13 protein-coding genes are annotated in these 15,915 nt (G+C 29.7%); all 13 read left to right on the forward strand.

Features of this window, described 5'->3' with window-relative positions; translation table 11 throughout:
* Positions 1-224: 224 nt before the first annotated feature.
* Positions 225-1,151, forward strand: a complete 927-nt coding sequence (locus C3729_RS12755; RefSeq protein WP_104794507.1) for a tyrosine-type recombinase/integrase — start codon at positions 225-227, stop codon at positions 1,149-1,151.
* 231 nt (positions 1,152-1,382) lie between these two features.
* Complete coding sequence (locus tag C3729_RS13430) at positions 1,383-1,772, forward strand: Fic/DOC family N-terminal domain-containing protein (protein ID WP_260204527.1); 390 nt, start codon at positions 1,383-1,385, stop codon at positions 1,770-1,772.
* A gap of 3 nt (positions 1,773-1,775) precedes the next feature.
* The gene (locus tag C3729_RS13435; RefSeq protein ID WP_260204528.1) at positions 1,776-2,498 is read left to right on the forward strand and encodes a Fic family protein; all 723 of its coding nucleotides are present in this window, start codon (positions 1,776-1,778) and stop codon (positions 2,496-2,498) included.
* Positions 2,499-2,541: 43 nt separating this feature from the next.
* Positions 2,542-5,403: a type I restriction endonuclease subunit R gene (locus C3729_RS12765; RefSeq protein ID WP_104794508.1), complete on the forward strand. Its 2,862-nt coding sequence runs from the start codon at positions 2,542-2,544 to the stop codon at positions 5,401-5,403.
* 223 nt (positions 5,404-5,626) lie between these two features.
* On the forward strand, positions 5,627-5,959 hold the full coding sequence (locus C3729_RS12770) for a DUF2752 domain-containing protein (protein ID WP_104794509.1): 333 nt from the start codon (positions 5,627-5,629) through the stop codon (positions 5,957-5,959).
* A complete protein-coding gene (locus tag C3729_RS12775; protein ID WP_104794510.1) occupies positions 5,956-6,204 on the forward strand; it encodes a hypothetical protein in 249 nt (82 codons plus the stop codon). The genes C3729_RS12770 and C3729_RS12775 overlap by 4 nt, the downstream gene beginning before the upstream one ends.
* A gap of 498 nt (positions 6,205-6,702) precedes the next feature.
* Positions 6,703-7,050 carry a DUF1016 N-terminal domain-containing protein gene (locus C3729_RS12780; RefSeq protein WP_260204529.1) on the forward strand — a complete coding sequence of 116 codons (348 nt, stop codon included), beginning with the start codon at positions 6,703-6,705 and terminating at the stop codon, positions 7,048-7,050.
* Positions 7,051-7,092: 42 nt separating this feature from the next.
* Complete coding sequence (locus C3729_RS12785) at positions 7,093-8,973, forward strand: P-loop NTPase fold protein (protein ID WP_104794511.1); 1,881 nt, start codon at positions 7,093-7,095, stop codon at positions 8,971-8,973.
* Entirely contained in the window at positions 8,973-9,845 is an 873-nt protein-coding gene (locus tag C3729_RS12790) for a hypothetical protein (protein WP_104794512.1), read from the forward strand. The genes C3729_RS12785 and C3729_RS12790 overlap by 1 nt, the downstream gene beginning before the upstream one ends.
* Positions 9,832-11,154: a Qat anti-phage system QueC-like protein QatC gene (qatC, locus tag C3729_RS12795; protein WP_104794513.1), complete on the forward strand. Its 1,323-nt coding sequence runs from the start codon at positions 9,832-9,834 to the stop codon at positions 11,152-11,154. The genes C3729_RS12790 and qatC overlap by 14 nt, the downstream gene beginning before the upstream one ends.
* A complete protein-coding gene (gene qatD, locus C3729_RS12800; protein ID WP_104794514.1) occupies positions 11,155-11,883 on the forward strand; it encodes a Qat anti-phage system TatD family nuclease QatD in 729 nt (242 codons plus the stop codon).
* A 597-nt stretch (positions 11,884-12,480) separates the two neighbouring features.
* A complete protein-coding gene (locus C3729_RS12805; RefSeq protein ID WP_165785781.1) occupies positions 12,481-13,395 on the forward strand; it encodes a DUF1837 domain-containing protein in 915 nt (304 codons plus the stop codon).
* Complete coding sequence (locus tag C3729_RS12810) at positions 13,395-15,914, forward strand: DEAD/DEAH box helicase (RefSeq protein ID WP_104794516.1); 2,520 nt, start codon at positions 13,395-13,397, stop codon at positions 15,912-15,914. Before C3729_RS12805 ends, C3729_RS12810 begins: the two co-directional genes overlap by 1 nt.
* The last annotated feature ends 1 nt before the right edge of the window (position 15,915 follow it).

The following is a 15,915-nucleotide window of genomic DNA, read 5'->3' on the forward strand; positions in this document are numbered from 1 at the left end:
CGGAAGCATTCATCCCATATTCAAATGAGTATGCGCAATTTCCTAAATTTGTAAACCTCCACTCACCTTCAAACCCTGGAAATCGTAAATTAGGAAATAAAATTGGTCTTTTCTGACTAAATAAGATTGATGAGAAAATTGTTCCTTAATCCTTTTTAGAGGAGATAATTTCTAATCATCACTAACTTTAAGGTTTTAAATAATTAATATTAAAATCAAAAATTATGACAAGAAAGAAAACATTAGCAGAAATCGCTGAATTATGGAAGAATGACAAAAAGCTGTACGTGAAAAAATCAACCTTTTCGGCTTATGTACTGTTGCTGGAAAATCATTTACTGCCTGTATTCAAAGATTATTACGAGATTGGAGATGGAGAGGTGCAGAAATTCGTGTTTCAAAAGTTAGATCAGGGGTTAAGTCAAAAAAGCATCAAAGATATTCTCATTGTTTTGAAAATGGTGTTGAAATTCGGAGCAAAAAACAAATGGATTGAGTTTATTAATTTTGATGTGCAATATCCAACGGTTAGGGAAACACATACGATTGAAGTGTTGAGCAGAACGCATCAGAAAAAAGTAATGGGTTACATTCAAGAGCATTTTACATTTAGAAATCTCGGAGTTTATATCTGTCTTTGTTCGGGAATGAGGATTGGTGAGATTTGTGCTTTGACTTGGGAAGATATTGATACGGATAATGGAATCATTAATATTCGAAAAACTATTCAGAGAATCTACGTGATTGAAGATGGAGAGCGTAAAACAGAACTCCTAATTGATACGCCAAAAACCAAAAATTCTATTCGAGAAATCCCAATCAGCAGAGACTTGTTGAGAATGCTGAAACCTTTTAAGAAAATCGTAAATCCTGATTTCTATGTTTTGACCAACGATTCTAAACCTACAGAACCTAGAACTTACCGAAGTTATTATAAAAATCTAATGCGCTATCTGGAAATTCCAGATATTAAATTTCATGGTTTGAGACACAGTTTTGCAACAAGATGTATAGAAAGTAATTGTGATTATAAGACGGTGAGTGTTTTGCTAGGACATTCTAATATAAGTACTACTCTTAATTTGTATGTACATCCTAATCTTGAGCAGAAGAAAAAAGCAATAGACCAGATGTTTAAAGCTTTAAAATAATACATGTCTTTTTTGTTCTATTTTAGAGAAGTTTTTGAAGACAAATCTTTTTGCTTTCATTTTTTGAAGACAAGAATATTTGTCTTCGATTTTGTTTGGTTTTTTGAATGCAAAGTCCTTTGTTTACTATTTTTGAAAACAAAGGACTTTGTGTTTATAAATTTAAATAATTTGATAATCAAATGTTTTAGTATTCGGAATTTTATATATTTGTGTAGATAAATTTAAATTATGGATTATAATTTAGATAATGCAGTTAGTTATCATTATGGTAAGTTTCCCCCAGAGCATATTAATTACGAAATATTTATAGAAGAATTAATCAAAGCGACCGAAACTTTAGCTCAATTTGATCAAATGATCAAAAATTTACATAATAGCGAGTTATTGCTTGCTCCATTAAGAAATCAAGAAGCGGTTCTTTCATCTAGGATAGAAGGAACAATAAGTACTATCGATGAAATTTTACAATATGAGGCTGATCATGATAGCGGTTTGTCTGAAAATGCTAGAGCAGATGTAATAGAAACTATTCTATATCAAAGAGCTTTAAAAAATGCACAAGAGGCTTTAGAAGATGGATATCAGTTTTCTCTTAATTTTATTAAACAAATGCATTAGCAGTTGTTATTTTTTGGTAGAGGAGCTTCAAAATCTTCAGGAGAATTTAAAAAAGAACAAAATTTTTTGGCAGATCGTGCAGCAAGAAAGATTCAATTTATTCCTATAAGTGCAGAAAAATTAAATGATGGTTTACATGAGTTAATTAATTACATAGAAAAAAGTGATTCTCCAGCATTAATAAAAGCTGGAGTTGTTCATATAGAATTTGAAGCACTACACCCTTTTCAGGATGGAAATGGTAGAATAGGAAGGATGCTCATCACTCTTTTATTATGGAAATCAGGGGTTTTGTCTCAACCCCATTTTTATATTAGTGGATATTTTGAGGAAAATAAAGAAGAGTATATAGATGCTATGCGAAATGTATCCAAAAACAATGATTGGGATGGGTGGATAAAATTTTTCTTGACAGCTGTTCATCAACAAGCGGTGAAAAATCTTATGATTGCCGAACAAATTAGAGATTTATATGAAGAAATGAAAATAGAGTTTACAGATTTGCTATCTTCAAAATGGAGTGTAGCAACCCTTGATTTTATTTTTACTAATCCTGTCTTTAGAAATAGTAAATTCATAAATGTTACACAAATTCCTGCTGCTACAGCAACGGGTGTGATAAAAAAATTGATAGAAAGAGGCTATTTGGTGCCAAAAGAAGCAGCTTCAGGAAGAAGACCAGCACTCTATTCTTTTGAACCTCTTATGCGACTTGTAAGAGTATAAATATACCTGATTAAAAATTTTAATTAAAAACAAATAAAACAAAATGACCAGTCAACCAGAATATATTTTAGAAGAAAAGTTAGTTGCACAACTTCAAGAATTAGGACACAAAAAAGTGATCATTAAAAATGAAGAGGATTTAATTAAAAATCTAAAAATTCAACTAGAAATTCATAACAAAAAAACATTTTCTGAAAAAGAATTTGAAAAAATATTAAATCATCTCGCAAAAGGAAATGTATTTGAAAAAGCTAAAATTCTTAGAGATAAGTTTCAATATTTAAAAGATGATGGTAACCCCGAATGGATTGAATTCATTAATCAAGATCATTGGTGTCAAAATCAGTTTCAGGTTACTCATCAAGTTACTCAAGAAGGTGATTATAAAAATAGATATGATGTTACTCTTCTAATTAATGGACTTCCGCTTGTTCAGATAGAGCTTAAAAGACGAGGCTTGGAAATGAAGGAAGCTTTTAATCAAGTTAATCGTTATCAAAAACACTCTTTTGGTTCTGGTAAAGGATTGTTCAATTATGTCCAATTGTTTATTATTAGTAATGGTGTTAATACTAAGTATTATTCTAATAATTCCCATCAAAGTTTTAAGCAGACATTTTTTTGGTCAGATGAGGAGAATAATAACATCAAACAATTAGATGATTTTACTCAAGCCTTTTTAGAGCCTTGTCAGGTAGCTAAAATGATAACAAAATATATAGTTCTTAACCAAACCTATAAAATATTGATGGTGCTCCGTCCATATCAATATTATGCGGTGGAACGTATTGTAGACAAAGTAAGAAATACCAATAATAATGGTTTTATTTGGCATACTACGGGATCTGGTAAAACTTTGACTTCTTTTAAAGCTTCTCAAATTATTAAGGAAATTCCTGAAGTTGAAAAGGTGGTATTTGTTGTTGATAGAAAAGACTTGGATTATCAAACTCAAAAAGAGTTTGATGCTTTTGAAAAAGGAAGTGTAGATGCTACTGAAAATACTAAGCATCTTGTAAAGCAGCTTTCTGATAATACTAAACTCATTGTTACTACTTTGCAGAAACTTAATACTGCAATTACTAAAGAAAAGCATGGTAATAAAATAAATCAACTAAGGAATATAAAAGTAGTTTTTATTTTTGATGAGTGCCATAGAAGTCAGTTTGGTGAAACTCATCAAAATATAAAGAAATATTTCCAAAAAGCTCAAATGATTGGTTTTACTGGAACGCCTATCTCTGAAGTGAATTCTATAGGTAGAGTGGAGGGACAACCAGCAACAACTAATAGACTATTCGGTGATTGTCTTCATAAATATGTAATTACTGATGCAATAAAAGATGAAAATGTATTGAGGTTTTCAGTTGAGTATGTGGGAAGATATAAAGAGAAGGAAGGAAGCAATACTCACATTGATATTGATGTGGAAGATATTGATACTAAAGAGTTGCTTGAAAGTGAATCTAGACTAAATAAGATAACGGACTATATTATTTCTGAATATAATCGTAAAACCCATGATAAAACATTTAATGCAATGTTTTGTGTTAGTGGAATAGAGGTGTTGCAAAAATATTATGATTTGTTTTATCAGAAAAAACAAGAAGGAAAACATCAATTAAGAGTCGCAACTATATATAGTTATGGTGTAAATGAAGATGATAGAAGTGCTAATGGGATTATTGAAGAAGAAATCCTATTTGGAATAGAGGATGAGGTAAAAAACATTTTAGGAAGCCGATATTTACATTCTAGAGATGCTTTAGAAAAATACATTGGTCATTACAATGATATGTTTGGTACTAATTTTACTACCAAAGATAGTCAGAGTTTTTACAACTATTATAATGATGTTGCCAAAAGGGTAAGAAGCAAAGAATTGGATTTAATTCTTGTTGTAAATATGTTTCTTACAGGATTCGATAGTCCACAACTTAATACTCTTTTTGTAGATAAAAATTTGAAATATCATGGCTTAATTCAGGCGTTTTCAAGAACTAATAGAATTTTAAATGAAAAAAAATCTCATGGTAATATAGTATGCTTCAGAAATCTAAAATCTGCAACTGATGACGCTGTTACATTATTCTCTAATAAAGAAGCTGTTCAAGAAATTATTATTCATCCCATAGAAAATTATATTGATAGCTTTAATGATGCTTTAAATAAGTTGAAATCTATAACTCCTACTTACCAAAGCGTTGATGATTTGATTAGTGAACAACAAGAATTTGAGTTCATTAAAGCATTTAGAGATCTTATGCGTATTCTTAACGTTTTAAAATCATTCTCAGATTTTAGTTTTGAAAAACTAGAACTTACTGAATGGGATTTTGATGGTTATAAAAGTAAATACTTGGATATTTGGCAAAAATATAAGCATCAGCCTAAAGAGAAAGTTAGTGTTTTAGATGACGTTGATTTTGAACTTGAACTTATCCATAAAGATGAAATTAATGTATCTTATATTCTAACACTATTAACTCAGCTTAAAGAGAAAAATCTTAAAGGTGATAAATTAACACAAAAACAAAAAGAAATTAGTGATCTTATCGCTGGAAATGTTCAGTTGAGAAGTAAAAAAGAATTAATAGAAAAATTTATTCTAGAGAATCTTCCTCACATATCTGACCCTGAATTAGTAAAAGAAAACTTTGATAACTTTTGGAATAATGAAAGAGAAAAAGCGTTCGAAATAATTGCAAAAGAAGAAAATCTGAATAAAGAACAATTTCAGAATACCATAAGTGAATATCTTTTCTCAGAAAAAACTCCTAAAATTTCAGAGGTCCTACAATTGTTAGAATTTAAGCCTAAACTTACTGATAGAGGTACAATTGCTAGAAGGATACTTGGGAAAATTCAAGATTTTGTTCAGACTTTTATGGATGGGATAGAATAGCTTATTTTTTATAAATCAATTAAAGTTAGAATTTTTTTAATTGATAATTTACCAGAAGATAATAATTTTAATAATTTTACTATTTTGAATTTATTTATTTTTATTATATTTGTTTTAAACTAATAGATTGAAACTCAATATCCGAAACAAACCACTACAATTAATATATTGTAATTATTCTAGTTTTGAATTTCATTTATTGTTATGTACAAACAGTTTAAAAATGATATTTAATTTCTTAAAAGATAATAAAGAGTTAAAGAAAGCATTAAAAATAATTTGGATTTTAACTGTGTCTTTGTCCTTTTTTATCATAATTATAAGCCTTTTTGCATCACCAAATTTTATAACTTCAAACATTCCAATTTGTGAAAGTAAAAAAGTCGGAAAAGAATGCTTTTTGTGTGGAAGTACAAGAGCATTTTTAACTATAGGAAAACTTGAATTTAAAAAAGCATATGAATTAAATAAATTAAGTGTTTTTTTATTTACTACTCTTCTAACAAATATTTTAATCTTTATAATATACTTAACAAAAAAATCAAATAAATTATGAAAACAGCAAGTTTAATTATGGGAATTTTATCTATTTTCGGAATGTTTTTAGGATTTATTCCGTGTCTTGGAGCGTTTAATTGGATTAATATTCCTTTTGCTATTTTAGGACTAATTATTAGTATTTTAGCATATACAAGAAATGACAATGAGCCCAAAGGGAATGCAAAAGCAGGAATTGCTCTATGTGCTATTGCTATGATTTTTGGTTTGGTGAGATTGATGTTAGGTGGTGGTGTTGTATAATTTCGCCTAATAATGACTTTGCAAACTATCATAAAATCAATTTTTTTAAAATAATTTTCATAAATAACCTCTTTAAAATTACTTTAAAGAGGTTATTATTTTATCCTACTATCTCCACTACGTTAAATACTCTCAAAGTTTATTTGCAAAGTCAATAATTATAGGCTTTTATTTTATAAATAAAAAAACACCAAGAGTAACTTAATTTGTCGAATTCAGGGTTTAGAGAAAAATTTTTATACCATTGATTTTCGGAGTCGAAGATTCTCCTTAAATTTTTTGCCTTTCCATAATCTTTATTATAATCCTTTTATTATATTTGTAATTAACTAATAGTCAAAAACTAATATGGAAATTTTCCCAGCTCTCTCATCTTAATTTTCTTGAATAGAGGCATAGATGTCTATGCTCAGCCCTTGGCTTCATTTCCTGTGCTAATTTCATGTAAACAGAAATTTCACACCGTATCCAAAACAAAACCCAAATCAAGAAAACCAAATGCAACTCAACCAATCCATAATATCAGACATAAAATCTATCATCGCTCAGTCAAAAGATAGGGCGATAAGAGCAGTTGACCATCAACGCACAATCATGTATTGGCATATTGGCAAACGGATCTTTGAAGAAGAGCAAGAAGGGAAAGACCGTGCTGATTACGGAAAATACTTAATAAAATATCTTTCAGAACAATTACAACCAGAATTCGGAAGTGGTTTTTCTGTAAGACAAATCAACTTATATCGTCAGTTTTATCGCACATTTGAAAATGTGCATACACTGTATGCACAATTAAGTTGGAGCCAATACAAATTATTACTAACTGTTGAAAATCAAGAAGAATGAGAAATTTGAAATATATAAATACAATTGTAAAAATGAATACATATGTGGGCAGATAATGAAACTTCTGATGACTTATTAGGTTTTAAAGTTCACGCTGACTTAATAGTTGATGTGATTAATGACGATGATGTACTACCTGTTACAATTGGCGTTTTTGGTGATTGGGGTAGTGGGAAATCTAGTATTCTAAAAATAGTTGAGAAGGAATTAATAGGTAATGCCAAAGATGGTTTCAAAGATGGCACTCTTGTTTTGTATTTTAATGGATGGGTGTTTGAAGGCTATGATGATGCGAAAGCTGCCTTATTAGAATCAATTATTGAAAAATTTGCAAAACATAAAACACTTGGTTCTAAAGTTAAGGATGAAACTGTAAAATTGTTTAAGTCTGTTAAATGGATGCGTTTGATGGGACTAGGTTTTAAAAAGATTGCAGTTCCAGCAGCAACAGCATATTTAACAGGTGGAGTTTCTTTAATTCCATATTTATTAAGTGAGTTTTCACAAATTGAGCCTGCAGAATTAGCAAATAAACTAAAGGGGGATGATGCAGGAAATTTTTTAAGTAGTATAATAAAGAAAAATGAAGAAGATGAAATTACAATGGTGCGTGAATTCAGAGATGAATTCAAAAAAATGCTTGACAAATCTGAGATAGAAAAACTTGTTGTAATTATCGATGATTTAGATCGTTGCACTCCTGATAGGCTAATTGAAAATTTGGAAGCCATAAAACTATTTTTAAATGTCGATAAGACTGCTTTTGTCATAGGGGCAGATCCAAGAATTGTAAGACACGCTATTGAGTTACGTTATAAGACAGATGGTATTGAAAACTCTTCAGATGTAGAAAGCCGAAACGAAAGGATTGTTAGTGATTATTTAGAAAAATTAATACAAGTTCCCTATTATCTACCTAAATTGACTGATAATGAAGTCGAAACTTATTTGTCATTATTGTTTTGTCAAAAAGAATTAGGTGCCAATTTTGAAAAAGTTTTGAAAGCTTTTTATTTAACAAGAGAAAATAATAGGTATGATGTATTCGGTTTAGGTGACATAGGCTCAATTCTTGAACCTGAGGAAAAAAGTAAGTTAACAAACAGTGTATCAATAATAGCTTCATTATCTCCAATTATTACTGAAGGTTTAAAAGGTAATCCAAGACAAATTAAAAGATTTTTAAATACCTATTCGCTGAGAGATAGATTGGTTAGAGTCGCTAAAATGTCAGATTTTAAAATGGATGTTTTAGCTAAGTTAATGGTGCTTGAATATTCATCTCAAAGTTTATTTAGACAAATTTATGATTGGCAATCAACCCAAAAAGGAGAGCCAAAAGAAATTAAAGAATTAGAATCACTTGCAAGTAAAAATAGTATTGATTTTATAAAAGAAAAATATTCTGCTGATTGGGGTACAGAAAAAATAGTCAAATGGTTAAATGCAGAACCAAAATTAACGGGTATAGATTTGCGAGACTATTATTGGATCACCCGTGATCAATTAACGTCATCAATAAGTGGTAGTTCTTTAATATCACCACACATACGATCATTGGTTAAAAAGTTAATAGAACCAGTTTCTGGTTCTGCTTTAACAAGAACTGTAACTAATGAAATTAAGGATAAATTGAATGAAGGAGATTATGAAACATTAATTTCTTTGCTTGAAAAGGAACTTATAAAAGCTCCTGAAAAGACAGAAATACACGAGGCTTTTATAGAGTTAATGAGTGAGAAATGTCCAAATGTTATAGAAGCTTATAAAAGAGCTATTAAGAATGTAGATAATAATCAAATTCCATTTAGTCTTGCTCAGAATTTTAAATTGATTGAATCAAAGAATATAGATGTGAAAAAACTATACAAGGTATTTGATAAAGATAGCCAAATTTATAACGCAATAAATAATGTTGATTAATGGGAACTACTCAAAGAATTAATCCAGGTGTTAAACATCAACCCAATTGGGGTGATTTATCCAATTCAATAACTCAAATTGCTAAAACTTTTGAACAAGAAAAAAAACTTGAAGACGAAGAAGCTAAAGAAAAGGAGAAAGAAACTAAAAAAGACGAAAAAAATGATGATAAAAGTCCTTTATTGAATGATAATTCTAAGCAATTTAAAAAAATATTAGATAGGAGAACAGAACATATAAACTCAGCATTTAAAAATCTTGTTAAAACTGGTGGTGGTCGAAAAGCCATTTCGTCAGGTAAATCATCTTCGTTAGGAAAAGCTGGACTAAAGTCTGCAGGAAAACTTGTAAGTTTTTTTTCTAGTGTAGCAGCCAATGGAATAGATAAAACTTTAACGGATATAGGTTTTGGGTCTCTCAAAGGAAAATCTTTTAAAGATGTCATTGATTATCTGCTTATATATTGTTCAGATTCTAATCAAGGAATGGATGAAACCGCTGCGAATAAGGCTTCTTGTGAAATTATGAAAGAAATTGCAGCGCAATCGGATAACGATGTAAATAAATATCAAGAATTAATCAAGGAATTAGTTGATGGTAAAGGTCTAGAAGATACTTTATGTCGTTTTTTGGGACTTTATATTTTCGAACACCTATCTCAACGTTTTGAAGAAAAAATACAGCAAGAAAAGAAGGAGGATATAAGTAAACAAACTTTTAAAACTATTAAAAACGACATATTAGGTCGCATAAAAGTCTTAAATCAAAAAAGAAAAGTTTCAAAAATTGATTGGAATAAAACTGAAGGAAAAGTAGAAATTGAAAAAATATTTAATTCTGTAATTAAAATCCTCTACAATGAAAAAAATTAAAGTTGAAATTCCTAAATACGATTTAAAAAATGGAATTCTAAATATAAAACTATCAGAGAACAACAAAATTCATTCTACTGTTAGTATTGACTATAAAACATTATTGCCATTCGCTATTAATGTAAATTCAGAAATCAGAGATTTCTTTTTTATAACATGTTCGGTTTATGGGATTGATCGATTTGTAAATCGCAAGCTACATTCAGTTGATGGATGGTCAAGAGAACTAAATATTTCATTTCCCGTTTCAGAAATTAAGGTTTGGAATAATGTCAAGAAAGATTTGGAAGAACTTTTTTCTTTTTTGACAGGTGATTATTGGAATATTGATTTTTATAAATCTGATTTTACAAATCCAGAATTTGAATTATCGATTGATTTTGAGGAAAAGTATAAGCAATTAAACCTTTTTTCTGGAGGTTTAGACTCTTTGATTGGTGCTATTGATTTTTTAAAAAAATATCCCAAGAATAAACTTTTACTAGCATCACATTATGATTCCCAGATGAAAGGTCCAAAAGGTGACCAAGAAGATTTATTGGAATTATTAAATAAAAAGTACAAAGGGCAATTTGATTTTGTACCTTCGGTTAAAGTAACATTATCTCAGACAACAACAATACGAGAAACAACATTTAGAAGTCGTTCAATTCTTTTTATTGGTATTGCACTCTTAATTTCTCAGGGTAAAGATATTAAAGATATTAATGTTCCTGAAAATGGATCAGTATCTTTAAATTATCCTTTGAGCCCATCAAGAAGAACTTCTTGCAGTACAAGAACAACACATTCATTTGTATTGGATAAGACTAATTTAATACTAAGTAAGTTAAAAATTAGTAGTAACATATCAAACCCTTATGAATTTAATACGAAAGGGGAAATGGTTGATGGTTGTGAAGATAAAGAATTTTTAAGACAGATAATTGGTTTTTCGAATTCCTGCGGAAAGAGAGGTCATCGAAAAACTTGGGCTAATCGTTCTGCAACTCACTGTGGTGTTTGTATGCCTTGTATTTATCGCCAAGCATCATTGCAAAATCAAAAAGACCCAACAATATATGGTAGTCATATAGATTCGCTAGTACCTTTTAAACTGAAAAAAACTCAAGATGTTGGTATCTGTTTGGATTTTCTTAAAAAAAAATTAACTAAAGAGGATATTAAAACAGAATTGATTGTTAATGGCGTAAAAAACATCGATAAACTCAATTACTATGTTGATGTAGTATGGAGAACAAGAATTGAATTATCTAAATGGGTTGAGAAAAATGGTAATACAGTTATAAAATCAAAAGCCGGTTTATAAATGATAGATACTCATTGTCATATTGATTTATATCAAAATCCTAAATCTATTTTAGAATTATGTGAGAGTAAAAGGATTAATGTTTTGTCGATGACAAATTTACCTAGTCATTTTAAAATGGGGTTACCATTTTTTCAAAATGCAAAATATTGTAGAATGGCGTTAGGTATGCATCCTTTATATGCAGAATTTCATGAAAAAGAATTTATAACATTTGAAAAATATTTAAATTTCACTTCATATATAGGAGAAGTTGGATTAGATTTTTCCAAAGAAGGTGTCTTTACAAAAGAAATTCAAATAGCTTCATTTAATCGTATTTTAATGTTAGTTTCTGATAAAAAGAAAATACTTAGTATACATTCGAGAAGGGCAGAAAAAGAAGTTTTTGAACTATTACAACATTATAAAATTCAAAATGCAATTTTTCATTGGTATTCAGGAGGACTTAACTTAATTAAAAACATCTCAGATGCAGGCTATTATTTCTCTGTAAATCCAGCGATGATAAAGTCTATCTCAGGTCAAAAAATAATATCTAAAATACCAAAGGGAAATATATTAACAGAAACTGATGGCCCTTTTATTTATAAGGATAACCTACCATTAATTCCAGGGGAAATTGAAGAGGTATTGGATTATTTTTCTAAAATTTGGAATATAAATGTTGATGAGGTTCAGAATATTATAAACGTTAATTTTAAAAGACTTGTAAATAATTTAAAATGATTTTTCTTTTAAGATTAGATACTTAAAAATTGAAATTTAATGTTAACGTTGAATTTTTTCTTAAAAATTAACAATATAAATTTGATACATTAGAATTTCAAATATACTATTTCATTTATTTTAATTAAATTTGATTAAACTTATGAACTGAAACTCAAAATTATATTCAATTAAAAATTTACAAATATTTACAGACTAATAATTTATTAGTAAGTATGATTTTATTTTTCTAGTACGTATATTTGAGAGTTGCCAGCAAGCGTAGTAGGATGATAAAATACTACAGACAAACACAAACGATAAAAAGTAACTCATATTGACAGGTGACCAAAGACATACAGATTATATTGTAAGCGAACAACTAGTAAATAGATACTCATTGTCGATTTTTTTGTATTTATTATTTCCCCCTCTATACATTTTTTTAATTCAATTTTATGGTGACTCGAAAATGACTCTTTGGATTTTGACTGAAGAGAATGCTTGTGTGATTGGGACAAAAGCCAAAGAGCTGTTTTTTGTCTATGCATTTTTGAGGATAAGACAAATAAAAATTTAACTAAACAGACTATAAAACTACTAAAAACAGAAATGCCATTGACTAAAGTAGAGATAGAAAAATTAATTAGTTGCACAAAGATGTTCATGAATCATGTTCATTTTGTGCAGCAATCCTTTAATCTGCTTCCTGACAATAAGCATTATGGTGCTTGCATAAACTATATTGACTTGCAAGAGTATCGCGATGAATTTTGTAATGAATTAGTAAACACAATATCAGAGTGGGTTTATAGCCAAAAAAAAGCAGCCGAAGTCATTGATAAAATGATAGGTGAAGGGAGAAGTTTTCAAAATGCACAAAACACCCTAACGACAGAAGCATTTAAGAAATTTAGAAACCATTCAGCCGACAAATTATTAATTCAAGGGCAGTTTGGCGAACTACTTTTATTCAATTTTCTGCAAAGTTTTTTCAAGAGTGTTCCTTTGCTTCGAAAGATGCCAATCACAACTTCTGTTGAGATGGAAAGATTTGGTGCAGATGCAATTCATTACAATTACGACGGGGGTAAAAATCTTTTCTATTTAGGCGAAGCGAAAACTTATAGTAGCAAATACAAATTTAATATAGCAATTGAAGATGCTATTGGAAGCATTTTAAAAACTTACAAAGAGCATCGTAAAGAACTTGGTAGATATGTTTACGACTCTTTCATTGATGATGCTTTGATTGAAGTTGCAAAAGATTATAAAAACGGAACTCTAAAGGATGTTGAACTTCATTTGGTTTCAGTTATAACTTATTGCGAAAACAAAAAGATTGAAAAGAAAAGCGAAAATCAAATCAAAGAGGATATTATTAAAATAATTGAAGAACGAGGAAAAGCCGTTGATAGAAAACTTTTTGATTCAATTGATAAAGGTTTGCATCCACGATTCAATTACATAATCCTACCGGTTTGGGAATTGGATTTGCTACTTGAACAATTTAAAAAACTAATTGGTAAATAATGGAAGCAAAAGAAATTCTCATAAAGTTGCTCCATTTAGAACTTGTTACAAATGCGAGCAGGTTAAAATTTATTGAAGGAGATTCAGGTGAACAAATTGAAGAGGAATTTTTAACCGAAGGAATTTCTGTTTTGAATGATTTGTCTGTAAAGACAGATGAAGTTTCAAAGAAGCAACTCATTGCAATTTGCGCCTTGCTTTGGACTTATAGAAAAAGGGAATGGGATGGGCTTAAAAATTATCTGATTTTGTTTCTTTCAAGAGCGGGTTTTGGCCCTTCATCAATCATGATTGATTCTGAATATTCTTTTCCCGACAAACAGTATTCGTTTAGCGAAAATCTACTGAATCAATTTGCAGTTACCATTGCACAAGTAAAAAACGAAATAAAAGTTGGAAACTCTATCTTTCTGTTGAGTGATTTTCAGATGGACATTTGGGAAGCAATTGAGAAAAATACTTTAACTGGAATTTCAGCTCCAACCTCTGCAGGAAAATCTTTTCTAATTCTGCTGAAAGCTATAGACCTCATTCAGAAGAAAGGCGGTATAGTTGTTTATGTAGTTCCTACTTTGAGCTTGGTTTCACAAGTTACCAGTGATTTTAGAAAACTACTTGACGATTTTCAACTTGCAGACTACACTCTTGAAACGACTTATAATAATACTTCAGCTACTCAGAACTCTATTTATATTTTGACACAAGAAAAAGCCATTGCTGCTTTTTCACAGTCTGAAAATCCATTTGAAAATATTTGCTTATTGGTGATTGATGAGATTCAAAATGTAGAGAAAGTTGCAGATTCTGACGACCAGCGTTCTAAAGTTTTATATGACTTGATGATTGAACTTAGAAATAGTTCACAGATAGGCCACATCATTATCTCGGGTCCAAGAATTATCAAAATAGACGAATTAGGTGAAAATGTATTCGGTATAAATTCAGAGAAGAAAGAAACAGATGCTTCACCAGTTCTGAATCTAACATACTCAATATCAAAGAAAAAGAATGATTACTACTTTAATGTATATTCGGATTTGTTAGAAAAAAGTCTGGGAATAAAAATAACAAACAAAGATTTTATTCAAGGTTATGGCAAGGTTCATTATAATGACAACTACCTTGACTATCTTACCAGCTTTCTCAATGGTTTTGGTAAGGATGAAAGCACTTTAATATTTTCGCCTACTTCTAATACTTGTAATAAAATGGCTTCTCACATTTCAAAAAACATGATAGAGAAGAATGATCAATTCTTAAATGAATTAGCCGAGTTTATATCTGCGACAGTGCACCCAATGTTTACAATGGTTGAAACAATTCAAAAGGGAGTTGCTTACCATCATGGAAAACTACCGTTTCATGTAAGAGTTTTGATTGAAGACGGGATAAGAAAGAAAAATATCAAAACAATTATTTGCACAACAACTCTTCTTCAGGGAGTAAATTTACCAGTTCAGAATATTATTATCAGAAACCCTAATTTGTTCATCGCAAAAAAGGAAACCAGTTCCAAACTTTCGAACTATGAAATTGCGAACTTACGTGGCAGAGCAGGAAGACTATTGAAAGATTTTATTGGCAGAACATACATACTTGATGAGTTAAGCTTCAAAGAAAGTGAAACTAATCAGTTGGAATTATTTAAAGATTCTTCCAAAGAACTACAAGTTGGTTACGGTAAGAAATATCAGACACATAAGGAGAAAATAAATAAAGACCTTGCAAATAATGTTGGAAGCACAATCGAAAACCGAGACTATTCTTTTCTTACCACATATTTGAGACAAACAGTTTTGCGTTACGGACTTTTTTCACAAATATATCTTGGCAGAGTTGGTATTATTCTGAGTGATGCCGAAATGAACAGCATTTTTGAATCTATGTCAAAATTGGAAATATCAAAATCTATTTGTGCAAAGAATAGATACTGGGATCCGATAGATTTAAATAACCTTTATCAAAAAAGAAATCTATTCCAACTTCCGACAAGTGCAAATGAATTGGGGCTATCATATAAAATCAAAACCCTACTTCAAGCTATAAAAGTAAACTTTCCAATATACTACTTCAAATATTTCGGAGTTGAAAATTCATTTAGAAAAGATGGAACGGAAATAGATAAACTGCTTCAATCTTGCATTCTATCTGAAAATTGGATGAAAGAAAAAACACTTTCTGAAATTTTCTCTGATAAATTTTATGACTCATCGGAAAAAATTGATGATGCAATAAGTTTTGTTCAAAATAAAATTTCTTACGGTTTACCATTGTTATTAAAACCTTTGTATGACATTAAAGAACCAGACAGCATGTTCACTCGATTTATTGAGTTGGGGGCATACAAATCAATCACAAGAAAACTAATTGAGCTAAGTATCCCAAGAGAAACCGCAATCTTTCTAAGCAATAACTTTGAATTTTCTAATATTGATAACAAACAGGAGCTTATAAATCAATTAAGAACAATAAGAAACAACTTGTCCTATTGGCATAAGGTTCAGTTAAGCACGATATAGG

Source organism: Cloacibacterium normanense (assembly GCF_002943105.1).
GTDB lineage: Bacteria > Bacteroidota > Bacteroidia > Flavobacteriales > Weeksellaceae > Cloacibacterium.